Origin of the sequence: Acinetobacter sp. 40AMC3-4, assembly GCF_049898185.1 — a bacterium.
Lineage (GTDB): Bacteria > Pseudomonadota > Gammaproteobacteria > Pseudomonadales > Moraxellaceae > Acinetobacter.
Genome location: NZ_JAFCXG010000010.1, coordinates 1 through 25,293 on the forward strand (window position 1 = coordinate 1; position 25,293 = coordinate 25,293).

The window sequence follows — 25,293 nt, forward strand, 5'->3', positions numbered from 1 at the left end:
ATTTCTTCGCACATACAGTTGCAATTGCAGCTGTTAAAGTTGTTTTACCATGGTCAACGTGACCAATTGTGCCCACGTTAACGTGTGGCTTATTACGTTCAAACTTAGCCTTAGCCATGAGATCTTCCTTTTTAAACTACTCATGCAGGATCACTGCATGAGCACTTGGTTTTTAACTATGAATTAGTTTGGGCTTATAGTAATCGAAAGATTACTCGTCGTCACCTTTTTTACCGCCAGACTGGAATTTAGAAATGATGCCTTCAGCCACGTTACGTGGAGTTTCAGCATATTTAGCAAATTCCATAGAGTATGTTGCACGGCCTTGAGACATAGAACGCATTTGAGTCGCGTAACCAAACATCTCAGCAAGTGGAACCTCAGCTTTAATTGCTTTAGTACCACCAGGCAAGTCATCCATACCTTGAACCATACCACGACGACGGTTTAAGTCACCCATGATATCGCCCATGTAGTCTTCTGGAGTTTCTACTTCAACTTTCATGATAGGTTCAAGAAGAACAGGATCTGCTTTCATGAAACCGTCACGGAAGGCATAAGAACCAGCCATCTTGAACGATAATTCGTCCGAATCGACATCGTGGTAAGAACCGTCAAACAATGTAGCTTTAATGCCAACTACTGGGTAACCAGCAAGGACACCATTCTTCATACGCTCTTGGATACCTTTATCCACAGCACCGAAGAATTCTTTAGGAACTACACCACCAACAACTTCTTCAACGAACTCGTAGTCTTTACCAGCATCAGCATCCATTGGCTCTAAACGTACGTATACGTGACCAAATTTACCTTTACCACCAGTTTGACGAACGAATTTACCTTCTTGCTCAACTGACTTTTTGATCGTTTCACGGTAAGAAACCATTGGTTTACCAATGTTTGCTTCAACACCGAATTCACGCTTCATACGGTCAACAATAATGTCAAGGTGAAGTTCACCCATACCAGCGATGATTGTTTGACCTGACTCTTCATCAGTACGAACGCGGAATGATGGATCTTCCTTAGCCAAACGACCTAAAGCAATTGACATTTTTTCTTGGTCAGCTTTAGTTTTTGGTTCAACAGCCAATGCAATTACTGGCTCTGGGAATTCCATACGCTCAAGTGTGATGACATTTTTCTCATCACAAAGTGTATCACCTGTAGTTACGTCTTTAAGACCTACACACGCAGCGATATCACCCGCACGAATTTCTTCAACGTCTTGACGATCGTTCGCGTGCATTTGCACGATACGGCCGATACGTTCACGTTTAGATTTAACTGGGTTATAAACAGAATCACCTTGTTTAAGAACACCAGAGTAAACACGTACGAAAGTTAAGTTACCTACGAATTTGTCGTTCATGATTTTGAACGCAAGTGCAGAGAACGGAGCTTCGTCAGATGCTTCACGAATCGCTTTAGTTTCAGCCTTATCGTCAAGAACACCTTCAATCGCTTTAACTTCTGTAGGCGACGGTAAGAATTCAATTACTGCGTCCAACATACGTTGAACACCTTTGTTTTTGAATGCTGTACCACAAAGCATTGGTTGAATTTGACAAGCCAAAGTTTGGACACGTAGACCAGCAACGATTTGTTCTTTAGTCAAATCGCCATTGTTCAGGTATTCATCCATTAACTCTTCAGAAGCTTCAGCAGCAGCTTCAACCATGTTTGTACGCCATTCTTCAGCAGTTTCTTGAAGTTCAGCCGGGATTTCACCGTATTCAAACTTCATACCTTGTGAAGCTTCGTCCCAAATGATCGCTTTCATTTCGATCAAGTCGATTACGCCTTGGAAGTTTTCTTCAGCGCCAACAGGGATTACTACAGGTACTGGAGATGCACCTAAACGTGTTTTCATTTGTTCAACAACACGGAAGAAGTTGGCACCAGTACGGTCCATCTTGTTCACGAATGCTAAACGAGGCACTTGGTATTTGTTCGCTTGACGCCATACAGTTTCAGACTGAGGTTGTACACCACCTACAGCACAGTAAACCATACACGCACCATCAAGAACACGCATAGAACGTTCAACTTCAATTGTGAAGTCAACGTGTCCCGGTGTATCAATTACGTTGATACGGTGTTCAGGGAACTGTTTAGACATACCTGACCAGAATGTAGTCGTAGCAGCAGAAGTAATGGTAATACCACGTTCTTGCTCTTGCTCCATCCAGTCCATTGTTGCTGCACCATCGTGTACTTCACCAATTTTGTGAGATACACCTGTGTAGAACAGAATACGTTCTGTAGTTGTGGTTTTACCCGCATCAATGTGCGCGGAAATACCAATGTTACGATAACGAGAAATTGGGGTTTGACGTGCCATGATTTCTAGCATTCCTAAATTTTGTTGTTTAAAACAGGACGCTTTAAGCTGCATAGCAACTTAAAGCGCTTTGGTGACAAAACCATGACGGTCTTATCACCCTCCTGAATAGGGCCTGTTTTATCTGCTTAGAAACGGTAGTGAGAGAATGCTTTGTTGGCTTCAGCCATACGGTGCACATCTTCACGTTTCTTAACCGCAGCGCCTTTGCCTTCAGATGCATCAAGCAACTCGCCAGCAAGACGTAAAGCCATAGTTTTTTCAGAACGCTTAGCAGCAGCATCTACTAACCAACGCATCGCTAGAGCAGTACGACGGGATGGGCGTACTTCCATAGGAACTTGGTATGTAGCACCACCAACACGGCGTGCTTTTACTTCGACCATAGGACGAACTTTTTCAAGAGTAGTCTCGAAAAATTCAACTGGGTCTACTTTAGATTTTTCTTGAACGCGGTCTAAAGCACCGTAAACGATACTTTCAGCAATAGATTTTTTACCATCTTGCATTACGTGGTTCATGAATTTAGCGATTGTTTGGCTGCTGAACTTAGGATCCGGAAGGATTTCACGAGCAGCGACTACGCGACGTCTTGGCATTTTAAACTACCTATAAAGATGACACTTCAGGTTTATCCAGCATGAGTACAAAGTGTCATGTACTACTCGCTGGCCTTACTATACGTCGCTTGGAATTTTCACAAAATTAATGCAGAAATCAGACAAGCGAGACGATAAAGGATTGCGGTTCTACGTTCTTAAAATTTAATTCTTAACGAATTATTTCTTAGGACGTTTAGTACCGTATTTAGAACGAGACTGGTTACGATCTTTAACACCAGCACAGTCTAAAGAACCACGAACGGTATGGTAACGTACACCTGGTAAGTCTTTAACACGACCACCACGGATAAGAACAACACTGTGCTCTTGTAGGTTATGGCCTTCACCACCGATGTAGCTAGAAACTTCGAAACCTGAAGTTAAGCGAACACGGCAAACTTTACGCATTGCTGAGTTAGGTTTTTTAGGTGTAGTTGTGTAAACACGTGTACAAACACCACGGCGCTGTGGACAAGCCTTCAACGCAGGAACTTTAGATTTTTCAACTAAAGTCGTACGACCCTTGCGGATCAACTGATTTGTTGTTGCCATTTGGCAATTCTCCCGTTAATAAAAAGCCCCAAAAAACTACTACTTTTTGAGGGCATGCAATTGTAATTCAAGATGCAAAATTGGTCAACCTACTCAAGCCAAGCAAATACCGTTTCTCACGACATTTGCCTGCTTTTATTTACCTTCAAAATTCGCTTATTTTTTTGAATTTTTACTGACTTTTTTAGTCACATCTTGAGCTTCAGATTCAGTTTTCGAATTTTCTTGATCGTCTACGCCCTGCTGTGAAGTCTCTGTAGCAGCTTCTGCCTCGTCAGCAGCTTCTGGATGCAGTTCAGCTTCGATTTCCGGATCAAATGAAGTTTTGGTTAAAGCGGGTTGTTGCGACTGCTTATCTACCGCAGGTTCAACCAACTCATCGTTAAGCGCTTCCAGCCCTTCACTCACCTTTTCATCTTTCTTCACTTCTGCTTCTTCAGAGCTTAGATCATTCTGCTCTTTTTTGACCAGCTTGACTTGGGTAATCGTGTTATTGCCCTCAATCGCAATATCTTTATCCATGATCGGCTTATCTTTCGCAGGCTCAACGTCGTGAGAGGCACCATTTAGGAGTTTCGGAGTTGCCTGTTGTAACAAACTGACTGCTTTTTCATAGGCAGCATAAGGAGACAATTGCGAATCCTGATGCTGAATCAGGTATTGGCGTGCATGTGAGAATGCTTCTTGAGCTTTCTGATTTACATCCTCGACAAAACGGTGGCTATATACTGCACCAATACCTGCACTTGCCAGAGGCGTTAGTTTGGTTAATCGCTCCAGAATCGAAATTTTTGGCAGATGATTCATCCATTCCCATTTAGCCTCTCCCTCATGACGACTTAGCCATTGTTTGATAGCGCTGACATCATTATCAGAACCTAGCATGGCTTGTAGCTGGGAGATATCATGAGTTTTAAGGGTATTACTTAACGCTTTTAAACCCAATAACAAGGTTTGCTTTTCTGCAATCAGGCTCAGGTCGATCTGTCTAAAGATATGCTGGACGATTTCCTGATCATCTTCTTTGCTCAGGTCAAAACCATAAGAGCGACCGACTTGATAAATGGTACGCAACGCCATCAGTAAAGAAGCGGGAATATCAATCGCGGTGCCAAGCATCCCTGAAGCACCACTCACTGCACCCTGAACCGTCGCAATCCATTTGTTTTGTTCACCTAAAGCCTGTGAAATTCGCTTGGATCGGTCGACGTCCTGAGTCAATTCTTCTAAATCTTTCGCTCCAGCTTCATTCAGAATGGCATCAACCGAACTGGTTTGATTACTAAATTGATTCAGACGCTCATAAAAGTAGTTAGACACTTTTTCGGTTAAGTCTGGAGAAACAAAATGCGCGACATTATTCACGGTATTAAAGCGGCGCCCGAGAAGTTGACGAGAGACATTTGGAAGATGCTCGCGAAGCATTTGCTGAGGATTATCATATTTTTTAGCTGAAAAAGCGCTTTTCGTCTTCGCCGAACCGTCAATCACCTGATCGGAGTTAGAAGGCTTCAGCGCTTTAGTCACCGAATCCGGCGCAACATGATTCAACAAATCCAATCCGGTTGAACTGAACTTTTTCGCCACTCCAAAGGCATTCGAAATCAGACCATTAGATTGTTTATTATTAGCATTTACCATTTTTTACCTCAGCATTCATGTGCTTGTATTTGGTATAAATACTAGGTGTAGTCAGCGTTTATCTCAACTTTATTCTGTTTCATTTAGTAAAACCCCTACATGCCGACTCACAAACTCAACCGACTGTCACACGGCATAACATTTGCCATAAGATTTCAAAAGTCTTTCTGCTATCATGTTCCCCATCATGAAATAAGGCTAAGCGCTGGATTGGGCGATTTTAAAACCCAGATATCTGCCGCTGAGCATAGAGCAAACTATAAGGATCTGTAGATGAAACGTGTTGTCATCACTGGCATGGGTATTAACTCATGTATTGGTAATACATTAGAGGATGTAAACCATTCTTTACAAAACGGGATTTCAGGAACACGTTTTAATCCGACTTATGCTGAACTCAATTTCAAAAGTCATGTCAGTGCTGCAGCCGAGCAGGATTTCGATGGGATCGACCGCAAACTGAAACGCTTTATGGGTGTATGTGCGATGTATGCATATAACTCAGCTCTTGCTGCGGTTGAACATGCAGGTTTAAAGGTTGAAGACTTAGCTGGCAACCCACGTTATGGTATCGCGGGTGGTTCAGGTGGCGGTTCAACTGCTTCCGTTATTGAAATGAACGAATTATTGCAAACCAAAGGTGCGCGTAAAGTCGGCCCTTTCTTTGTACCACGTAATATGACCAACACCATTACGGCTAACGTTGGCGTTGCATTCAAATTACAAGGCGTGGCACATACCATTACTAGTGCATGTGCAACCTCTGCGGATGCGATTGGTTATGCCTACAACCTGATTCAACTCGGCAAACAAGATTTAATGCTGGCGGGTGGCGGTGAAGAAGATCACTGGTCACAAAGCTTGTTGTTTGATGCGATGGGCGCACTTTGCTCTAAATACAATGACAGCCCTGAAACAGCATCACGCCCTTATTCTGCAGACCGTGACGGTTTCGTGATTGCCGGTGGTGGTGGTTTTGTGATCCTTGAGTCTTTGGAACATGCGAAAGCGCGTGGCGCAAATATCTTAGCTGAAGTGGTTGGCTATGCTGCAAACAGTGATGGTGCCGACATGGTTGCACCATCTGGTGAAGGTGCAACGCGTTGCGTACTAATGGCTTTAGAAGAAGCAAAACAACACGGTGTCGATAAAATTGACTATGTAAATACGCATGGTACTTCTACTCCAGCGGGTGACATCACAGAACTTAAAGCAATGGAACGTGCTTTTGGTGAAGGTCAGGTTCCTCCACTCAGCTCAACCAAATCAATGACGGGTCACAGTCTGGGTGCTGCTGGTGTTCAGGAAGCGATTTATTCAGTTCTGATGATGCAGAATGACTTTATTGCGCCAAACATCAACGTGACCGAGCTGGATGAAGGCGCGAAACCGTTTGATATCGTGCTTGAAAAACGTGACGCAAAATTGAATACTGTGATGAGTAACAGTTTCGGTTTCGGCGGCGTAAATGCTTGTCTCATTTTCAAAAAATGGGAAGGCTAAGCTGCCCAGTTTAGGGTGACTTGATGGATGCTCCTTCTGATGCTTTCTTGTGGGTAAAAGCATTACATATTATTGCAGTAGTTTGCTGGTTCGCGGCTTTGTTCTACTTGCCACGTTTATATGTTTATCATGCCATGAGCGAAGATGCCATCAGTCATCAACGCTTTGAAGTCATGGAACGCAAGTTGTACCGTGGCATCATGTGGCCAGCCATGTTGGCCACCTTGATTACGGCACACTTTCTGGTGGATTGGGGTGATGCAACGCGTCATTACCATGAAGCCTTATGGTTTTACCTTAAAGTCGGCCTGGTCGGCTTATTGGTGATTTACCATCTGGTGTGTGGTTATTACCGCAAGAAGCTGATTGGTAATGCACACTACAAGTCACACAAGTTTTGGCGTTATTTTAATGAGATGCCAACCTTGATCTTATTTGCAGTGGTGATTTTAGTCGTGGTTAAACCTACTTTCTAATTCACCCACGCAATCAAAAAAAATCCCCGATCAGTCGGGGATTTTTTATGTCTGAATATTTAATGATTACCACGCTGACGCATACGTGGCTTATACAGCAGTCGATAGGTCACCGCCAGAATAATCAACCATAAAGGACTGATCATCAGAGCTTTTAGAGTGTCAGGTTCCAGGCTTAAAATAATCAAGGCGAATAACAGGAATGCCAATACCACATAAGACATCCATACCCCACCCGGCATTTTAAAGTTCGAGGCGGCATGCTTTTGCGGTTGCTGCTTACGGTAACGGATATAGCACACCATGATGATGCTCCAGATACTAATAAACAGGATCACACACAGCGAACTTGCCAGAGTAAAAGCTTCCATGGTGTTTGGTACAAAATACTGAAATGCTGCCCCCAACATAATAAAAGCACAGGAGAAAAATAACCCTGTGGCTGGTACTGCCCGACTAGATAACCGCGCTAAAGCTTGAGGCGCCTGTCCATCACGTGCCAAACCAAACAACATACGACTGGTCGAGAATACCCCACTGTTCATAGAGGACATCACTGACGACAATACCACCAGGTTCATGATAATGGCTGAAGTTGGAATACCGGCATACAGGAACAAACTCACAAATGGACTTTGATCCGCAGGAATCAAATGCCATGGTGTAACTGACATGATCATCAGCAATGACAATACATAGAACAGAATGATCCGCGTAGGAATGGCGTTGACCGCTTTGGGTAAATTCTTTTCCGGATCTTTGGTTTCTGCCGCCATCGTACCGAGCAGTTCCACCCCGACAAAGGCAAACATGGCAATCTGGAAGCCTGCCAGAAAACCAGTAAAGCCTTTGGGAAATAAGCCACCATGCGCCCAGACATTACTAAAGCTGGCGACGGCGCCACTCGGTGCCTGAAAACCGCTAAACACCATATAACCACCGACAAAGATCAAACCAAGAATGGCTAAAATCTTGATTAGTGCGAACCAGAATTCAATCTCACCAAACAGTTTTACCGTGACCAAGTTAATCGCGAGAATAAACAGCACACAACCCACACTAATCATGGCCTGCCCCATCGGGGTAAAGGCCATGCCTTCAGGCAGCCAGAAACTCAAATAGTTAATAATCGCCGCGAGATCGGCAATCCCTACCAGCACCCAACCCAGCCAGTACGACCAGCCAATATAATAACCAGCACCCGGCCCGATCAGGTCATGGGCCATATCAATAAAAGATTTGTAATGCAGATTAGACAGCAGCATTTCACCCAACGCACGCATCAGGAAGAAGAACATGCCACCAATGATCATATAAATGATCAAAATTGAAGGGCCTGCCAGGGAGATGGTTTTTCCCGATCCCATAAACAAGCCGGTACCGATACAGCCACCAATGGCGATTAACTGCAAATGTCGGTTAGAGAGTTTTCGTTGTAACTCATGCGGCGACGATTTTACGTCTTCTGTGTCCGGGGTGGTTTTCATTTTTACATCCTTTTTAATCTTTACAACAGCATCAAGCTGAATTTACAACGTTCAGTCCTCGAACGCTTATTATGACATTTTCATACTTTTTACTGCGCTATTCAGTGAGATTTACTGCACTAAAACGACTTAAATCATTGCATGGGAGATTTCAATATCAAAAATTCAATTAAGCTTGAGCTGCAATAACTGCAATTTCAATCAGCCAGTCCGGATTGACCAAATCTGCCTGAATCGTGGCACGTGCCGGCGTGCCATGACCTTGTAACCATTCTACCCAAAGCTGATTCACGGTTTGAAAATCATCCAGATGCTTGACAAATAATTGTGCAGAAATCAGCCGGCTTTTATCAGTATTTGCCAGTGCGAGCAATTCCTCAATTTTTGCAAAGACTTCCTGTGTTTGGCCTCGTACATCCAGATCTGTGCTATTCGGCACCTGACCTGATAGATACACAGTTTGATGATGAATCGTCACCGCACTCATGATTTGATTGCTGTTGAGTCGCTGAATGGCTGTATTGTCCTGTGTCATGCTAATCTTCCTTATTTGGGATATTTAAATAAAATTTAAATTAAAAATTTAAGCGTCAATCTGGAAATGAACCCGGGCGGTCACCGCACACATCAGCTCATAGCCAATCGTGCCTGAACTGGCCGCCACCTCATCAATCGGCAAAGTCACACCTTGGGAAGATCGTCCCCAAAGTACCACTTCACTCCCCACATTCGCCTGCGGCAGCGCAGTCAGATCTACCGCCAGCATATCCATACTGACCCGACCTAATGTCTGTGTTTTGATTGAATCGACCAGCACAGGTGTACCGGTCGCCGATAGTCGTTGATAACCATCCGCATAGCCACAGGCCACAATGCCGATCCGCATATTCTGCGTGGCGATAAATTTGGAACCATAGCCAATGCTCTCACCTGTCTGGATCATTTGAATGGCGATAATTTCACTGCGTAAGCTCATGCTCGGTTGCAGATTCCAGTCTTGAATCGTGTGTGTTGGATAATCTGGTGAACTGCCATACAGCATGATGCCGCTACGTACAATATCGGAATGAAGGGTTTGATGATGCCGCAGAATGGCTGCACTATTGCTGAGTGAGGTTTTACCCTCAAGTCCCTGAATGGCCTGGCTAAAAATCAGGTTTTGATGCTGAATTCCGTCCTGCCCAAAACGCTGACCATCCGCATCGGAGAAATGGGTCATATGCGTGGTTGAACGCACATTATTCAGCTGATGCAGTTCCTGCCAGATCTCTGCATATTGCTGCGGCTCGAAACCCAGACGGTTCATGCCGCTGTTCATTTTCAAATACACATCAAACTGTGCATCCGGCGCTATTTCGGCAAACTGTTTCAGCCATTGCACTTGATGTCGGGAATGAATGGCAAAGCTCATTTCATGCTTCACACATGCAAATAAATCCTCAAAAGCGAAAATACCTTCGAGCAACATTAGCGGCTTCTTGCATCCCAGCGCACGTAGCCGCGCGCCCTCTTCAATATCCAGAAAGGCAAAACCGTCTGCACCTTCAAGTCCAGCATAGACACGTTCAATCCCGTGCCCATAGGCATTGGCCTTGACCACGGCAAATACCTGACTATTGGGCATATATTGGCGCGCCACACTTAAATTATGCCCAAGCGCCTGTTGATGAATGATCGCAGTAATGGGACGTGGCATACATTCCTCCTTGAATATTCCGCCTCAGATGGCCTTAAGCCGCTTGGTGATAGCGCGCCAATGACAGACCTTCGGTGCTGATTTCAGGATCACGGGCCAAGACCAGATCGCTGATTAATTTTCCTGAACCACAAGCCATGGTCCAGCCCAGCGTGCCATGTCCGGTATTCAGGAACAGATTTTTAAAACGGGTTTTTCCAATAATTGGCGTACTGTCCGGGGTCATTGGACGCAGGCCTGTCCAGAAGCTGGCCTGATTCATGTCACCCCCTGGGAATAAATCACGGGTCACCATTTCCAGCGTGCCGCGACGATCTTCATTCAGACCCAGGTTAAAACCACTCAGTTCTGCCATACCACCGACGCGGATGCGCTGGTCGAAACGGGTGATTGCAATTTTATAGGTTTCATCCAGCACGGTAGATTGCGGAGCGAAGGCTGGATCTAGAATAGGAATGGTTAATGAATAACCTTTTACTGGATATACCGGCAAATTCAGTTCAAGCGGTTTAAGGAAATCACGTGAATAACTACCAAAGGCCAGCACATATTTATCTGCCGTGAGCACCTGACCATTCACCAGAACACCTTTGATCTGGTCACCTTCTACAATCAGCTTTTCAACGTTTTGATTGAACTTAAACTCTACACCCATCCCTTTGGCATGTTCTGCCAGGGCATTGGTAAACAGATAGCAGTCACCTGTTTCATCATTGGGTAAATGAAGACCACCCACCAGTTTGTCTTTTGCCTGTGCCAATGCCGGTTCTACACGCGCCAGTCCATCGCGATCCAGCAGTTCAAACTCAACTCCAGTTTCCTTCAGAACTTCGATATCGCGCTGAACTGCATCCAGCTGCGCATCTTTACGGAAAATCTGCAAAGTACCTTTCGCGCGGTTTTCATAAGAGATGCCAATATCACGGCGCAAATTACGTAAACAGTCACGGCTGTATTCAGCCACACGCACCATCCGTTCTTTATTGACTGCATAATGCTGGGCATTACAGTTTTTCAGCATTTGTGCCATCCACTGCAATTGCCACAAGCTGCCATCGACATTAATCGCCAACGGTGCATGATGCTGAAACATCCATTTGACTGCCTTAAACGGAATACCTGGTGCAGCCCAAGGGGTCGAATATCCTGGAGAAATCTGCCCGGCATTACCGAAGCTGGTTTCTTGCGCCGGACCTGCCTGACGATCCAACACAGTCACGGTTGCTCCCTGCTGCGCCAGATAGTAAGCGCTTGCCACACCAATCACACCACTACCTAAAACCAATACGCGCATTACCTTAACCCTCAAACATCTTTTCAGTTTATTTCACTAGTATATTTTTGCTTTAATAGTTAAATTCACTATATTCAGACTGTATATTCAGTGGAATAAATATTTTTTCGGGCAGAATTAAAAAAAAGAGGGAAATATTGATGCGCAAATTAGACCGCATTGACCGCATGATTCTAGACATCCTGCAACGCGATGGCCGGATTGCCATTAGCGAACTTGCAGCACGCGTCAATCTATCAACCACACCCTGTTCAGAACGGGTAAAACGGCTGGAACGCGAAGGCATCATCATGGGTTATTACGCCCGTCTAAATCCGGAAATGCTAGAACGTAGTTTGCTGGTATTTCTGGAAATCAAACTCTCAGCCAAATCAGGTGATGTCTTTGATCAGGTGGCACGCAATTTGACTGAGATTCCGGAAGTCCTGGAATGCCATTTAATTTCCGGTGATTTTGATTATCTGGTCAAAGCGCGTTTAAAGGAAATGAGTGCCTATCGCCGCCTGTTGGGAGATTTACTAAAAAAACTGCCCGCTTCTGCTTCATCCCACAGTTATGTAGTGATGGAAGAAGTCAAAGAAAGTTTATATCTGGACCTAGGTATTTAGTAATGATGGCTTTTTAAAGCTACGGACAAAAACAACAAAGCCCCAAACGGGGCTTTGAGATCGAACATTGATTGGAATTATTAAATCTTAAGCAGGAATGCGGAGCACCTGTCCCGGGAAAATATCATCTGCATCTTTGAGCAACGGACGGTTGGCTTCAAAAATCTTATTATACTGATTGGCATCACCATAAAATTCTTTTGAGATTTTCGACAGACTGTCACCTGATTTCACCGTGTAAAATTTACTTTCCGGTTCAGGACTGCTCACCGTAAGCTGATCATCCACTTTGGCGACATGATCAATATTACCCACGGCCAGAACAATCTTTTCACGATCGGCCTGACTTTGTACCTGACCTCTGATCGTCGCCAGATCAGAAGCGGAATTATAACTAATGGATAAGCCAGTGATCGGAAGGCCCAGACTTTTCACATGGCCGAGTAATTTATTTGCCACTTCCTGAGCAGAAGGCTCTGCAGGTTGTGCTGCAGCCGGCGTTGTCGTTGTAGGGGCAGCCTGTGGTTCCGCAGCAGCTGTATTCTTCTTACCGATACCTTTTACAAAATCAAAAAGACCCATAGCGGACTCCATTCTTGTTGTTAATGTCACATCACTCTTATTTTTATAATGAAAACTCTATAGAGATAGTTAGTCATTGGTGACAGAAAGGTAATGGATTGTAAAACCTCTATTCATGTGAAAAGCAAACACAAAAAAACCACCTCAAGGGTGGTCTTTATGTTCAGCAAAGCTGAAATCGGCGATTAACCTAGTTTCTTAGAAACGTAGTCAATTGCAGATTGAACAGTTGTGATTTCGTTAGAATCTTCATCAGGAATCGTGATGTCGAAATCATTTTCGAAAGACATAACAAGTTCAACTAGATCTAGAGAATCTGCACCTAAGTCATCCATGAAAGACGCTTCGTTTTTAATCTCTTCGATTTTGATACCAAGTTGTTCTGCAACTGCTTGCTTAACACGTTGTTCGATATCGCTCACAGGAATTCTCCTCATTGCTTGTGGCGTTTTTAATGCCGTTAGTTTAATTGAATCTAAAAAATTTGGAAAGTTTATACTTGAGCTTAGCTCATGTATAAGCCCCCATTTACATGCATAACTGTACCAGTAATGTAACTGGCTTTATCTGAAGCCAAGAAACTTACGGCATTTGCGATATCCTGCGGATCACCTAAACGGTTTAATGCCACCTGCTCAGTCATCTTTTTACGAATTTCTTCGCTTAGCTGCTCAGTCATTTCAGTCGCAATAAAACCTGGTGCTACCGAGTTTACGGTAATCTGACGGCTACCCATTTCTTTGGCAAGGCTACGGCTAAATGCTTCAATACCTGCTTTGGCAGCAGAATAGTTGGCCTGACCCGGGTTGGCAAAGTGTGCCACCACAGAACTGATGTTGATGATGCGACCGAAACGCGCCTTGGTCATGCCTTTGAGTACGCGCTTAGACAAACGGTAAACTGCTTTCAGGTGAATATTTAAAATATCATCCCAGTCATCTTCAGACATACGCAGCAGCAAATTGTCTTTGGTAATACCAGCATTATTGACCAACGCAAGGACTGGACCATAGTTCTGTTCAATGTCCGTTACCAGCGCATCAATCGCAGCACCATCACGTACATCTAGTACTTTTCCAGCGCCATTTTCAGCAAACTGTGCAGATAATTTTTCCGCACCTGCTTCAGACGTTGCAGTACCTATGACAAAATAACCGTCTTGAATCAACTGTTGTGCGATCGCAGCACCAATACCACGACTTGCACCTGTTACCAGAGCAACTTTACGTTCCTGTGTCATGCACTTTTCCCTTCTGCCGCCAATACGGTGTTTAATGCATCTTCCAGACGGGATTGACTGTCCAGTGGAAGTGCTTTTTGAATATTCGGCAAGCGTTTCGCCAAGTTGGTCAATACATTACCCGGACCACATTCTACGATGTACTCAACACCTTCATCTTGAAGGAATTGTAAGGTTTTAGTCCATTGTACCGACTCATAAAGTTGCGCGGTCAACGCCTGACGCAATTCATCTACATTGGTTGCTGCTTGCGCGCCTACATTTTGTAATACAGGAATGCGTGGCAGCTCAATGGCGGTTTGTTCCAATGCCGGAGCAAACTGTTCAGCGGCAGGTTTCATTAATGAACAATGCGATGGAACCGATACTGGCAATGCAATCGCTTTTCCGCCGTTTTCTTTGGCCAATGCCATCACTGCTTCAACGCGATCTTTATTGCCTGCAACGACAACCTGCCCTTGCGCATTGTAGTTCGCCGCTTCGACAGAACCTTCGCCTGCTGCAGTTGCTTGTGCACACAGCTCAATCACTTTGGCATCGTCCAGACCCAAAATGGCAGCCATCGCACCCACACCCTGAGGTACAGCAGTCTGCATGAGTTTGCCACGCAAGTTCACTAGCTTCGCAGCATCACCCAGGCTTAAAGCACCTGATGCAACCAGTGCGCTGTATTCACCCAGTGAATGGCCTGCCAGATATTTCGGTGCTACACCGCCAGATTCTAACCACACGCGCCATAAGGCAATACTTGCAGTCAGCAATACCGGCTGGGTAAATTCAGTTTGATCCAGACCTTCGCCAGTTTGCGCAATCTGCCACAGATCAAAACCGACGGCTTCAGATGCTTCTGCAAATGTCTCGCGAATACTTGCAAACTGTTCTGCAAGCTCAGCCAGCATACCAGCTTTTTGTGAACCCTGACCCGGAAACACAAATGCAGTTTTTGTTGCTGGCACTGCTTGTTCGAGTGGTGTAGCAGACATAATAAAATCCTTTCATTCAAGAGGTGTGCTTCTTCAATCCTAACAAGAAGACTGACCAATAAGACCACCTAAATCATTGTGGAGCGCAATTTAGCATGTAATTTTGCTGGCGGTAATTGCCAAATACAACAAAAAACCGATACACCTAAAAATCAAAGACAAAAAAAAGGGAGCTAAATGCTCCCATTTTTTCTACTAAGCTTGACGCTTAATACATCACCAATTATTCAGCAGATGCTTTAGCGAATAATTGACGACCACGGTAGATACCATCTTTAGATACGTGGTGACGACGGTGAGTCTCGCCAGTAGCTTGGTCTACAGTTAATGCATTCTCGGTTAAAGCGTCATGTGAACGGCGCATGTCACGGCGAGAGCGACTTTTACGGTTTTGCTGAACGGCCATGATGGCTCCTTACAAAGATCGAAAAAATGGATCAGAACAAATTCGATTGTCTTATACACAAGAGTATAACACAAAAATTAGTTAAGTTTACCCTTCAAAGCAGCCAAAACTTCAAACGGGTTGTCCCGTTTTTCTTCAGCCACTTCTTCTACGGCAGGTTGATGCTTATGTTCACAAAACTCATGTTTAGGCGACAACGGCATCAACAATAACAGTTCATCTTCTATCAGCGCGAGCAAATCAGCGGTCGCCGGTGCATCATAATCACCTTTGGTCGTTGCTTCACTTTCACCTAGGACGATGAAATCAGCATCCTCATCCAAGCGCTCTATCAGTGACTCATCATCCACAAGTGCTAAATGGAACGATGAAACCAGTTCAATTTCTACAGTTTCCAGACAACGCTGGCATTCCATAGGAACTTTTGTTTCAACGTGACCATCTAGCCATGCAATACGATGATAGGCATCCATTGATAGCTTACAGTCTATGTTAATCAATTGATCATCAATTGATCCAACAGCTTCACGAGCGATACGAACAAAGCGGGATAAAGGCAGTTGACCTGACCATTTAAAGCCCTGTTCAGCCCATTTAAACGGCTCAATCTGTGCCGGAAAGGTATTTGCTGACATAATTAAGGCGGCAATTCTACAAATTCATCAGTACTCTGTCAAAGATTAAGATACAATTTTGTACTTATTTCGACAGACCATTTGGGTAACTCAAGTCATGCATCTGTTGCAGCCGCAAACAGAAGTGAATGTTTCATCACTCGTTAGCACAATTCCAAGCCTTGATTCTGACAGTTCAACACAACAAGTGCAACTCTCGCCATGGGCGAATTTATCGTCAGAAGCGCAGCAAGTGGATTGGCTCATCTTACACTTTAATCACTGGTTTTCCCATTTAAATGTCACTTTAGTGCGCGGCGAATTTGAACCAGAATATTTCCCTGCCAGCGCAGACCGTCCTGCCCTGATCCAGTTTGCGCATGGTTTCTTTAATAGTGCCTTGCATGAAATCAGTCACTGGACCATTGCCGGAGACAAACGCCGTCTGTTGCCTGATCTGGGTTACTGGTATGCACCGGATGGCCGCACCCGCGAACAGCAGGCTTTATTTGAACAGGTCGAAATCAAGCCACAGGCGATTGAATGGATGTTTGCCCAGGCTTTTGGCCGTAAATTCCGGGTTTCTTTGGATAACCTGGCTGGCGACGGCGGTGATGGTGCCAGCTTTAAAGATAATGTCTACGCTCAAGTACAGGCTTATTTTAATGGTACAGCCAAACTTCCACGTGATGCAGCACGCTTTATCCAATGTATCTGTATCTGCATCAGAGGTGGCAAAAGTTTACAATCTGATGAATTTATACGTGAAATGCTTGATTAAATTACACAAATCTACCTTTTTTATGATTGCCAGATCTTGCCTGAGCGCCACATAATAAGCCATCAGCCCAAGCTTGGAGTAGTCTCTATGCTGCATTTACGCGTACACCCAGACAATCCGCAACCCCGCTTAATCAGTCAGGCAGTGGAACGTATCCGTGCGGGTGATGTGGTGGTCTATCCCACTGATGCGGCCTATGCGATTGGTTGCCAGATTGGGAACAAGAGTGCCATGGAGCGGATTGCGCAAATTCGTGGTTTGGGCCCAAAGCATCAATATGCGATTCTGTGCTGTGATTTATCCGATATTGCCACTTATGCCAAAGTGGACAATGCCATGTACCGTTTGCTGAAAAATAATACACCGGCCATCACGACCTTTATTTTACCTGCGACCAGTGAAGTGCCACGTCGGTTGATGCATCCCAAGAAGAAAACTATTGGTCTACGCATTCCGAATAATCCGGTATGTCAGCTGTTACTGAAAGAACTCGGTGAGCCGTTATTGACTTCTACCCTGATTTTACCGGGACAGACTGACCCACTCGATGATCCTTATGATATTGAAATGCAGCTGGGCAAACGCATTGATGTTTTTGTAGATAGTGGTTTAGGCACGTTGAGCACGACCTCTATTGTAGATTTATCTGGTGATCATCCAGAAGTGATTCGTCGTGGTATGGGAGATGTCAGCGCCTTTGAATAAACGACGCTTGAGAAATTCCTACAAACATTCGCGGAGTCAAAATGAATGGATTTATTTTATCTCCTGCTAAATCAGCATGAATTTTCTGCACAGGATTTAATCTATGCAGAACTGCCTTGGACACTGCAATCCAAGGCAGTCATGGTCGAAGCACATTTTCCTTCCCATCCCACTGTAAATATTGATCATACTGAGTACCAATTTTTCCTGACGTTGGCTGTAGCGAGACAGTTGTTGCAGATCTATTCAAACCAAAATGTATGCCTGGCAGAGACTTGCCAACGTATCATTGAATTTGCGACCAAGGAATACAATCATTCCTCACCATGAAAATCTAAAAAAGCATAGGGTGAGAGGTTGCAGTTTTATTCTTTTCAATTCGACAGGTATGCAGTGGCTGGCAAAGACAGTTTAAGAATCCGAAGCACGTTCATAATGACGAACCGCAATGAAATTTGGACATTGCGATAGCTTCTGTTCATGATGCATGAGCTCTTCACCCAGTTTATTTTTCAGATACACATGAAAAATAATCTGATCTTCTTCCAATACATTGAGCATCGCTGTACGCGCCTTGGGTTCCATGACTTTAAAGGAATTGATTGACTCACAAGACATGGCTTGCATATCCAGTTTAATCCGCTCATCCAGCTGGTCGCCCTCATAGGCCATATGCCGCATGTAAAAACGGATATTGGGATATTGATCCAGCACACTAAAATCCATTTTCATGGCCTGCATGACAGGTCGGGCCTGTTCCGCAAAAGCTGAAAATCCGCCTGATTTCAGCCCTGTGCGTGCTTCATCTTCAAGCTGCATAATCTGATATTTGGGATAAGCCCAAAATCCCCCGAATGCGATCATCCCAATAACAACCAGAATAAGTGGCATGCTTTCTTCACCTTTTTATTGATTTTTGTGATTCTTGACTATTTTTCGAGAGTATAGCGGGATTTTTGACCAAAAATTACGGGGAAATATTTTATTAATACTTATTAATTTTATGTTTTTTAATGGGAAATCCGTTTAAAAATCATTCAATACCTGCCAGCTAGCTTATTTTCTCTTTTAATGAGAGTCATTGTATTGATCGAGTTTTTTTGAAGTGAATCAACTGGCATCATCTACTAGATACGCTTAATTATGAGAGCCAATTTAACGTAAAAATCACCGTGGCATTTGCTGCCCAATTCTGCCATTTTTCTCGGTGCTATTTTGAAAGAGCTGATAAATTCCATTATTTTTTTAAGTTTTTATGGCTTTGACAGCTTATTTAATTTATTTAAAGTTACTTTTCCAGTACAATGACAACGCTTAATCCTGTGCTTTTCTTTCGATCAGATACCGAAAATCAAGCCTTTGCATGCCTTTGAAAATTCGCGTGGCCTATAATTGTAATGACTCAAATTATCCATAACACTATGGAATCTGCTCCGCACATTCGGGTTCTGGATGAATGGCAGGATACAATTCCAGAGGATCTGTACATTCCTCCAGCGGCATTTGAAATCTTATTAGAACATTTTGAAGGCCCACTCGACTTTTTAATTTACCTGATTCAAAAAAACGGTTTTGATCTGTTACAGGTCGATATCGCGCCGATTGCAGCGCAGTATTTGTCTTATATGGACGCGATGAAATCCCTGAACATCGAGCTGACGGCCGACTATATGGTGATGGCGGCCTTACTGGCAGATCTGAAATCACGTTTGCTTTTGCCGAAACCGAAAAGCCTGACTGCGATTGAACAGGATCCAAAACAAGAACTGATTGACCGTTTAGAAAATTATTTAAGAATTAAACAGGCAGCAGAACGTCTGGGCCAGATGCCGATTCTGGAACGTGACACTTTCACCACCAACGTCAGTTTGGGCGAAATCCAGCAGCCGAATGAAGGCTATTCAAGCGATTTATTGCGTGATGCCTTGCTTTGTATATTTAATCGTCCTGAACCCGTGATTCATCAGGTGCAACAGGAACCGGTACTGCTGGAAGAACGTATTGCCTATATTGAAAGTTGTATTGAAACTGGCGCAATACTCAGCTTTAAGGACTTGTTAAAACCGAGCCAAGGCCGTATGGGTATGGTGGTAACCTTTATGGCGGTGCTGGAACTGACCCGACAACAAAAAATTCAGATTATTGCTACAGGTATTGAAGCCCCGCTCGCAATTCAAGGAGCTAGTCAATGACACTCGATCAAAATACGCTGTTATCTGCAGAAGATAATCTGCATGAAGTATTGATGCAGCTTGAAGCCATTATTTTTGCCAGCGACTCCGCGGTTTCATTGGCTCGTCTGAAAGAAGCTTTTCAGGATCGCTATAGCAAGCAGGAATTACGTCAGTATTTACAACAACTTTCCATGCTGATGCATGGCCGTTCGATCGAACTGATTGAAACAGCACAAGGTTATCGTTTTCAAGTGCGTGCAAAATATCGTAATATTATTGCACAGACCTGGCCTGAGCGACCGGCTCGCTTATCGCCTTCATTACTGGAGACGCTTGCAGTGATTGCTTATCACCAGCCAGTGACTCGAGCGGATATTGAACAGATTCGTGGTGTTACGAATAACAGTCAAAACCTGCGTACGCTGTTTGACTGGAACTGGATTAAAGAGTCCGGATTTCGTGAACTCCCTGGAAGACCTGCGTTGTTAATGACAACGCCACAATTTTTAAATGCGTTTGGCCTGAATAGTTTGGGCCAATTGCCTCCCCTGCAGGATGCCAAGGAAGCTTTTATGGCCCTCGATGCGAATGCACCGAAGTCATAAATAGGTGAACTGTTGATAATTATTTCTAAGGTTATGCTGTCATGAGTGAAAAGTTGCAAAAGGTGCTTGCACGCGTTGGTTTGGGTTCTCGCCGTTATATGGAAGAAGTCATTGCCGCGGGTCGTGTAAGTGTCAACGGGCAAATTGCCCAAGTGGGTGAAAGAATCGAACCAGGTGATGAGCTTCGCATCGATGGTCGTAAAGTTGCCTTCCAGATTGAAGACGAAATCCGTCGTCGTGTCATTATCTACTACAAGCCTGAAGGCGAGATCTGCTCACGTAGCGATCCTGAAAACCGTCCGACCGTGTTTGAACAGTTGCCTGCTATTCCGGGCGATCGCTGGGTGATGGTGGGTCGTCTGGATATTAACTCGACCGGTCTGCTATTGTTCACAAATGATGGTGAGCTTGCGAATCGCTTGATGCACCCATCGAATGAAATCGAACGTGAATATGCAGTTCGTGTCATGGGTGAAGTTACACCACAAATTCGCAACAACATGCTCAAAGGCGTAGTGCTTGACGATGGTCCGGCAAAATTCGAATCTTTCTCTGAATTGGGCGGTGACGGGATCAACCGTTGGTTCCAGGTCGTGGTGAAAGAAGGTCGTAACCGTGAAGTACGTCGTATCTTTGAATCACAAGGTCTGAAAGTCAGCCGTCTACTGCGTACCCGTTATGGTACTGTGATTTTGCCACGTGAACTGCGTACTGGTCGCTGGATTGAGCTGGATAAAAACGATATCGACAACCTGACCAAAGCTGTGGAATTGAAGCCACGTCAAGGTACAGGCTTATTTGGTATGGCGAAACGCCGTAACGAGCGTATGCAAGACAAACCGATGGCTGCACGCCGTGGCGGTTTCTTGCGTCAGCAACGTCGTGACAGCGATGAGCAACCACAAAACAACACTGGCCGTGAGCGTCGTGATGACAATGCTTATGGTCGTCGTGACAGAGCTGAAAACCAGAATGGCACTCAGTTTGTGCGTCGTGAAAACCGTCCTGATCAAGGTTTTGGTCGCCGCGAAGAGCGTGATGAAAATGCGCCGCGTCGTCCATACGGTGTCAACAAAGGCTTTAAAAAGTTTTAATTAAGATAAATAAAAAAAGTCAGGCACATTGCCTGACTTTTTTTATGCCTTATGTATCAGGCACTTTGTGGAATCCCTTGCGGAATGGCACCGAGTAAACGCTTGGTATATTCATGCTGTGGGGATTGATACAGCTCATCCGAATTGGCAATTTCCACCAGCTCCCCATGATTCATCACCATGATCTGATCAGAAATATATTTTACTACCGACAAATCATGCGAAATAAAGATATAGCTCAGTCCAAATTCATCCTGTAAATCTTGTAGTAAATTCAGCACCTGCGCCTGTACTGATACATCCAGCGCCGAAACCGATTCATCACAGATTAAAATCTCGGGTTTTAAGGTCAGGCAACGTGCAATTGCAATCCGCTGGCGCTGACCACCGGAAAACTCATGCGGGTAACGATAAAAAGCCTGTGCAGGCAAGCTGACCCGCTCCAGCAGGTCCAAGGCCATTTGTTTGCGTTCAGCATCATCCTGACCAATCTTGTGAATCTGCATCGGTTCCATCAGGATTTGTCCAACAGTAAAACGTGGATTCAGCGAAGCATAGGGATTCTGGAAAATGATCTGGATTTTACGTTGATACTGGGTAAACTCCTGTTCCGACATGTCCAGAATGTCCCGACCCTGAAACAGTGCCTTGCCACCCGTAGCCTGTTGCAGACGCATCAGCAACAAGCCAATGGTGGTTTTACCCGAACCGGATTCCCCGACCAGCCCCAAGGTCTTGCCTTTGGCCAGCTGGAAAGAAACCCCTTTTACTGCCTGAAATTCATCTTTGCCAAACAGTCCTTTACGACTATAAAAAGATTTCTTTAGATCCCGTACATCCAGAATAATTTCCTCTCCACCCTTTAGCCCACGTGAACGTTGCGGAAGCTGAGTATTCAGACGGATATCTTCCAGCCAGGTTGAACCATCCTGTTTCATAAAATCACTAATCATCGGCAAACGTAACGGACGTTGCGACAATTGTGGACGGCAATGTAACAAGGCTTTGGTATACATGTCCTGAGGCCGGTCCAGCACCTCCCGAACCGGACCCTGTTCACGGATTTCCCCATGGCGCATTACAATCACCTGATCGGCAATTTCACCAACCAATGCCAGATCATGGGTAATAAACAGCATCGACATCTGGCGACGCTGACGTAGCGATTCCAGCAAGTCCAGAATCTGCTTTTGAATAGTCACATCCAGGGCCGTGGTCGGTTCATCTGCAATCAATAGTTTAGGTTCACAAGCAATGGCCATGGCAATCATGACCCGTTGTTGCTGTCCACCGGAAAGCTGCCCCGGATAGGCATCAATTTTAGTTTCTGGCGCAGGGATCCCCACTTCTTTGAGCAGTTCCAGGGTACGTTGCCGCGCCTGTTTTTTATTCATGCCCAAATGTAGTTGCAGGATTTCTGCAATCTGCATGCCTACCGTAAATACCGGATTTAGCGAAGACATCGGCTCCTGAAAAATCATGGCAATGTCTTTGCCACACATCTGGCGCATTTCACGGGTTTTAAGCTTGAGCAGGTTTTTCCCTTCAAAGATAATCTGGCTATCTTCTGAAATACGTGCGCTTTCTGCCGGAAGCAGGCCCATAGTGGCCAGGGAAGTGACCGACTTGCCACTCCCCGATTCGCCTACCAGTGCAACCGTGGTATTGGCCGGAATCTCGAAAGAAACTCCTTTTACGGTTTCAATATATTCTTTATTTTCACCTTTAAAACTGACTCGCAGATTTTCTACGCGAAGTAGCGCAGGTGCTGTGCTTGGATTGATTTCAGACATCGTTGCGCTCCTATTTCAGTTTTGGATCTAATGCATCACGGAGTGCATCGGTAAACATCGAGAATGCAGTCACCAATACCGCCATGGCGATTGAGGCTGCCGCCAGTTGCCACCATTTACCCAAAATCAGCTCGCTTTGCGCTTCATTTAGCATACTGCCCCATGACACTACCCCGATAGGCACACCGAAACCAAGGAAGCTCAAAATGACTTCAGACTTGATAAATGCCACCACCAGAATAGACATCTGCACCAGGGCAATATGGCTGACATTGGGAAAAATATGGACAAACATACGACGCATATTACTCACGCCAATCGCCTTGGCAGCCAGCACATATTCACGTGCTGTATGTTTCATGTATTCGGCACGAACCAAACGGAAGACCCCGGTCCAGCCAGTCAGACCTAAAATCAGGATGATTGATAAAATACCTTTCTGCTGTAACACTGCGGCAATCGCCAAAACCAGTAACAGATAGGGAATCGAGGTAAAGATATTATAGAACCAGTTTAGGACATCATCGACCCAACCACCAAAGTAACCTGCTATTGCACCCAGTGCAGTCCCAGTCAGTACAGCGACAAAGGCTGCAATCAGTCCAACCAGAATCGAGGTTTCAGCTCCCTTGATGGTTTTCTGTAAAACATCCTGTCCCCATTTATCGGCGCCGAAGACCAGACTTTGCTTGAGTTCCCCACTTTCATCCATCAGCTGGCCACCGAGTTCCTGATTAATGGCCTTCATGTCTTCTGCCAGCGGATCGACCACTCCATAATAATCGATGCCTGCACTAGCACCCTGCTCAGCAGCAATTTCAGCATTCAATTCAGCAATGACATCTTTTAAGGGATCCACTGGATTGACCGGTAGAGGCACAGATTCTGCGCTCTGCTCTGTATCAGATGCAGCCGGAACTGGCGCTGCACTGATAAAACTCGGCGGTGCATAGCTGACTGCCACTTCTTTATTCCAGTCTTTGGCAATCAGGCCGCTCATTGATAGTACCAGCAGCAGCAGATAAAACAGCACCACATACAGGGAAAACATGGCAATCCGGTCACGTTTCAAACGGCGCATGGCCAGTTGCCATAATCCTGTTGAAGCCGACTCAGGTGCTGCTTCAGCCGCTTGTTCTTTTTTAAATATCGCACTCAGCATAATTCACCTACTTCAACTGTACACGCGGATCGACCCATTTATAGATCAGATCGGCAATCAGGTTGAATATCATGGTCGCAGCAGCGACATAGACCGTAATGGCTTTGATCACAGGAAAATCAGAACGTTCTACCGCAATAATGACTTCACGGCCAATTCCCGGAATACCAAAAAAACGTTCGATCAGGAAAGCACCAATCAGCAGTGCCGGAAGTCCTGCCATGACATCGGTAATAATCGGAATCGAGGCATTGCGCAGGACATGCACGCCCATGATACGGTTTTCACCCAGGCCTTTGGCACGCGCAGTACGTACATAGTCCTGATTGACTTCATCCAGTACAAAACTACGATACAGGCGTAGTGTTGGTGCAATACTGACCACCAACATAATCAGCACAGGTAACAAGGCATATTTGAAAAGATTATCAGCGAAATTATCGCTCCAGCCCTGTACCGGGAACCAGCTCAGTTCATAGGCCAGGAAATACTGGAACACGATGATGTATACCAGAATACTGATCGACATACCGATCGTACACAGCATCATGATCATGCGATCAGTCAAAGAACCACGAACCGAAGCCACACCCAAAGCCAGAATGATAGAAATAATAGTTTGCAGAATGGTCAGTGGAATCAGAATGGTCAGTGAGGGCCCCAAACGGGTGGTGATAATCTGTGCCACCGATTCCCCGGTACTCCAGCTCACCCCATAATCAAAGGTTAAAATCTGCTTGATAAAGATCCACAGTTGTACGTAATACGGTTGATCCACACCCAGTTGCTGACGGATGTTTTCAATCTGTTCCGCATTGGCCATTTTACCGGCCAGAATATAGGCAGGGTCTCCACCTACCCAGTTAAACAGCAGGAATATCAGCAAAATCACCCCGAGCATGGTCGGGATCATTTGCCAAAGCCGTCGAATAATATATGCCAGCATCG

Annotated in this window: 28 protein-coding genes; 9 read left to right on the forward strand and 19 right to left on the reverse strand. The window is 44.9% G+C overall.

All coding sequences use genetic code 11. The features are described 5' to 3' along the window. From ACP7BU_RS11710 to ACP7BU_RS11730, 5 genes are all read right to left on the reverse strand, one after another. Window positions 1-118: GTP-binding protein (locus ACP7BU_RS11710; RefSeq protein WP_425879972.1), on the reverse strand; the 118-nt coding region annotated here is incomplete at its 3' end. Window positions 119-211: 93 nt separating this feature from the next. Further along, window positions 212-2,347, reverse strand: coding sequence for an elongation factor G (gene fusA / locus ACP7BU_RS11715; protein ID WP_004646111.1), 2,136 nt, complete (start codon window positions 2,345-2,347; stop codon window positions 212-214). A gap of 128 nt (window positions 2,348-2,475) precedes the next feature. Continuing rightward, window positions 2,476-2,946: a 30S ribosomal protein S7 gene (gene rpsG, locus ACP7BU_RS11720; RefSeq protein WP_004279240.1), complete on the reverse strand. Its 471-nt coding sequence runs from the start codon at window positions 2,944-2,946 to the stop codon at window positions 2,476-2,478. Between the two features lie 180 nt (window positions 2,947-3,126). Then, window positions 3,127-3,501: a 30S ribosomal protein S12 gene (gene rpsL / locus ACP7BU_RS11725; RefSeq protein ID WP_002050319.1), complete on the reverse strand. Its 375-nt coding sequence runs from the start codon at window positions 3,499-3,501 to the stop codon at window positions 3,127-3,129. A 156-nt stretch (window positions 3,502-3,657) separates the two neighbouring features. Further along, window positions 3,658-5,142: an EcsC family protein gene (locus ACP7BU_RS11730; RefSeq protein WP_425880003.1), complete on the reverse strand. Its 1,485-nt coding sequence runs from the start codon at window positions 5,140-5,142 to the stop codon at window positions 3,658-3,660. Between the two features lie 273 nt (window positions 5,143-5,415). Here ACP7BU_RS11730 and ACP7BU_RS11735 point away from each other — a divergent pair, with 273 nt between their 5' ends. Next, window positions 5,416-6,645 carry a beta-ketoacyl synthase N-terminal-like domain-containing protein gene (locus ACP7BU_RS11735; RefSeq protein WP_005247122.1) on the forward strand — a complete coding sequence of 410 codons (1,230 nt, stop codon included), beginning with the start codon at window positions 5,416-5,418 and terminating at the stop codon, window positions 6,643-6,645. A 23-nt stretch (window positions 6,646-6,668) separates the two neighbouring features. Beyond that, window positions 6,669-7,121, forward strand: coding sequence for a CopD family protein (locus tag ACP7BU_RS11740; RefSeq protein WP_004730607.1), 453 nt, complete (start codon window positions 6,669-6,671; stop codon window positions 7,119-7,121). Between the two features lie 59 nt (window positions 7,122-7,180). Here ACP7BU_RS11740 and ACP7BU_RS11745 read toward each other — a convergent pair whose 3' ends face one another. From ACP7BU_RS11745 to ACP7BU_RS11760, 4 genes are all read right to left on the reverse strand, one after another. Then, complete coding sequence (locus ACP7BU_RS11745) at window positions 7,181-8,608, reverse strand: amino acid permease (protein ID WP_425880002.1); 1,428 nt, start codon at window positions 8,606-8,608, stop codon at window positions 7,181-7,183. 169 nt (window positions 8,609-8,777) lie between these two features. Continuing rightward, window positions 8,778-9,143: a RidA family protein gene (locus ACP7BU_RS11750; RefSeq protein ID WP_262457562.1), complete on the reverse strand. Its 366-nt coding sequence runs from the start codon at window positions 9,141-9,143 to the stop codon at window positions 8,778-8,780. A 48-nt stretch (window positions 9,144-9,191) separates the two neighbouring features. Next, complete coding sequence (gene alr, locus ACP7BU_RS11755) at window positions 9,192-10,304, reverse strand: alanine racemase (RefSeq protein ID WP_425880001.1); 1,113 nt, start codon at window positions 10,302-10,304, stop codon at window positions 9,192-9,194. A 34-nt stretch (window positions 10,305-10,338) separates the two neighbouring features. Then, complete coding sequence (locus ACP7BU_RS11760) at window positions 10,339-11,598, reverse strand: D-amino acid dehydrogenase (protein ID WP_164542813.1); 1,260 nt, start codon at window positions 11,596-11,598, stop codon at window positions 10,339-10,341. Window positions 11,599-11,738: 140 nt separating this feature from the next. On the opposite strand from ACP7BU_RS11760, the gene ACP7BU_RS11765 reads away from it, so the two are divergent. Beyond that, the gene (locus ACP7BU_RS11765; protein ID WP_004279232.1) at window positions 11,739-12,206 is read left to right on the forward strand and encodes an Lrp/AsnC ligand binding domain-containing protein; all 468 of its coding nucleotides are present in this window, start codon (window positions 11,739-11,741) and stop codon (window positions 12,204-12,206) included. Window positions 12,207-12,293: 87 nt separating this feature from the next. Here the strand turns inward: ACP7BU_RS11765 and lysM are convergent, their stop codons facing one another. From lysM to ACP7BU_RS11795, 6 genes are all read right to left on the reverse strand, one after another. Further along, window positions 12,294-12,788: a peptidoglycan-binding protein LysM gene (gene lysM / locus ACP7BU_RS11770; RefSeq protein ID WP_425880000.1), complete on the reverse strand. Its 495-nt coding sequence runs from the start codon at window positions 12,786-12,788 to the stop codon at window positions 12,294-12,296. A gap of 185 nt (window positions 12,789-12,973) precedes the next feature. Beyond that, a complete protein-coding gene (acpP, locus tag ACP7BU_RS11775) occupies window positions 12,974-13,210 on the reverse strand; it encodes an acyl carrier protein (RefSeq protein WP_004646101.1) in 237 nt (78 codons plus the stop codon). A gap of 83 nt (window positions 13,211-13,293) precedes the next feature. Next, on the reverse strand, window positions 13,294-14,028 hold the full coding sequence (fabG, locus tag ACP7BU_RS11780) for a 3-oxoacyl-ACP reductase FabG (protein WP_425879999.1): 735 nt from the start codon (window positions 14,026-14,028) through the stop codon (window positions 13,294-13,296). Further along, a complete protein-coding gene (fabD, locus tag ACP7BU_RS11785) occupies window positions 14,025-15,011 on the reverse strand; it encodes an ACP S-malonyltransferase (RefSeq protein ID WP_425879998.1) in 987 nt (328 codons plus the stop codon). The genes fabG and fabD overlap by 4 nt, the downstream gene beginning before the upstream one ends. Before the next feature lie 223 nt (window positions 15,012-15,234). Then, window positions 15,235-15,417 carry a 50S ribosomal protein L32 gene (gene rpmF, locus ACP7BU_RS11790; protein ID WP_004279227.1) on the reverse strand — a complete coding sequence of 61 codons (183 nt, stop codon included), beginning with the start codon at window positions 15,415-15,417 and terminating at the stop codon, window positions 15,235-15,237. Between the two features lie 77 nt (window positions 15,418-15,494). Further along, window positions 15,495-16,052, reverse strand: coding sequence for a YceD family protein (locus ACP7BU_RS11795; protein WP_004279226.1), 558 nt, complete (start codon window positions 16,050-16,052; stop codon window positions 15,495-15,497). 97 nt (window positions 16,053-16,149) lie between these two features. Between ACP7BU_RS11795 and ACP7BU_RS11800 the strand changes: the two genes are divergently transcribed. The 3 genes from ACP7BU_RS11800 to ACP7BU_RS11810 all read left to right on the forward strand — a co-directional run bounded on the left by ACP7BU_RS11800 (window position 16,150) and on the right by ACP7BU_RS11810 (window position 17,847). After that, entirely contained in the window at window positions 16,150-16,812 is a 663-nt protein-coding gene (locus tag ACP7BU_RS11800; protein ID WP_168387083.1) for an elongation factor P hydroxylase, read from the forward strand. A gap of 87 nt (window positions 16,813-16,899) precedes the next feature. Next, window positions 16,900-17,517 carry an L-threonylcarbamoyladenylate synthase gene (locus ACP7BU_RS11805; protein WP_004730625.1) on the forward strand — a complete coding sequence of 206 codons (618 nt, stop codon included), beginning with the start codon at window positions 16,900-16,902 and terminating at the stop codon, window positions 17,515-17,517. Between the two features lie 45 nt (window positions 17,518-17,562). After that, the gene (locus tag ACP7BU_RS11810) at window positions 17,563-17,847 is read left to right on the forward strand and encodes a hypothetical protein (protein WP_004279223.1); all 285 of its coding nucleotides are present in this window, start codon (window positions 17,563-17,565) and stop codon (window positions 17,845-17,847) included. An 81-nt stretch (window positions 17,848-17,928) separates the two neighbouring features. Here ACP7BU_RS11810 and ACP7BU_RS11815 read toward each other — a convergent pair whose 3' ends face one another. Continuing rightward, window positions 17,929-18,408 carry a hypothetical protein gene (locus ACP7BU_RS11815; protein ID WP_253113772.1) on the reverse strand — a complete coding sequence of 160 codons (480 nt, stop codon included), beginning with the start codon at window positions 18,406-18,408 and terminating at the stop codon, window positions 17,929-17,931. A gap of 506 nt (window positions 18,409-18,914) precedes the next feature. On the opposite strand from ACP7BU_RS11815, the gene ACP7BU_RS11820 reads away from it, so the two are divergent. Genes ACP7BU_RS11820 through rluB form a run of 3 tightly spaced genes read left to right on the forward strand, consistent with a single transcriptional unit; the run spans window position 18,915 to window position 21,390 of the window. Next, window positions 18,915-19,709, forward strand: a complete 795-nt coding sequence (locus ACP7BU_RS11820; protein WP_004279221.1) for a segregation and condensation protein A — start codon at window positions 18,915-18,917, stop codon at window positions 19,707-19,709. Further along, complete coding sequence (scpB, locus tag ACP7BU_RS11825; protein WP_005104832.1) at window positions 19,706-20,296, forward strand: SMC-Scp complex subunit ScpB; 591 nt, start codon at window positions 19,706-19,708, stop codon at window positions 20,294-20,296. The genes ACP7BU_RS11820 and scpB overlap by 4 nt, the downstream gene beginning before the upstream one ends. 41 nt (window positions 20,297-20,337) lie before the next feature. Then, complete coding sequence (gene rluB, locus ACP7BU_RS11830; protein ID WP_005107723.1) at window positions 20,338-21,390, forward strand: 23S rRNA pseudouridine(2605) synthase RluB; 1,053 nt, start codon at window positions 20,338-20,340, stop codon at window positions 21,388-21,390. Between the two features lie 56 nt (window positions 21,391-21,446). On the opposite strand, the gene ACP7BU_RS11835 is transcribed toward rluB, so the two are convergent. The 3 genes from ACP7BU_RS11835 to ACP7BU_RS11845 are packed head-to-tail and all read right to left on the reverse strand — an operon-like array spanning window position 21,447 to window position 25,291. Continuing rightward, complete coding sequence (locus ACP7BU_RS11835) at window positions 21,447-23,183, reverse strand: ABC transporter ATP-binding protein (protein WP_325755010.1); 1,737 nt, start codon at window positions 23,181-23,183, stop codon at window positions 21,447-21,449. 10 nt (window positions 23,184-23,193) lie between these two features. After that, window positions 23,194-24,345 (reverse strand): ABC transporter permease, encoded by a 1,152-nt coding sequence (locus tag ACP7BU_RS11840; RefSeq protein WP_425879997.1) that lies wholly within the window; start codon window positions 24,343-24,345, stop codon window positions 23,194-23,196. Between the two features lie 7 nt (window positions 24,346-24,352). Next, the gene (locus ACP7BU_RS11845) at window positions 24,353-25,291 is read right to left on the reverse strand and encodes an ABC transporter permease (protein ID WP_004279216.1); all 939 of its coding nucleotides are present in this window, start codon (window positions 25,289-25,291) and stop codon (window positions 24,353-24,355) included. Window positions 25,292-25,293: the final 2 nt, after the last annotated feature.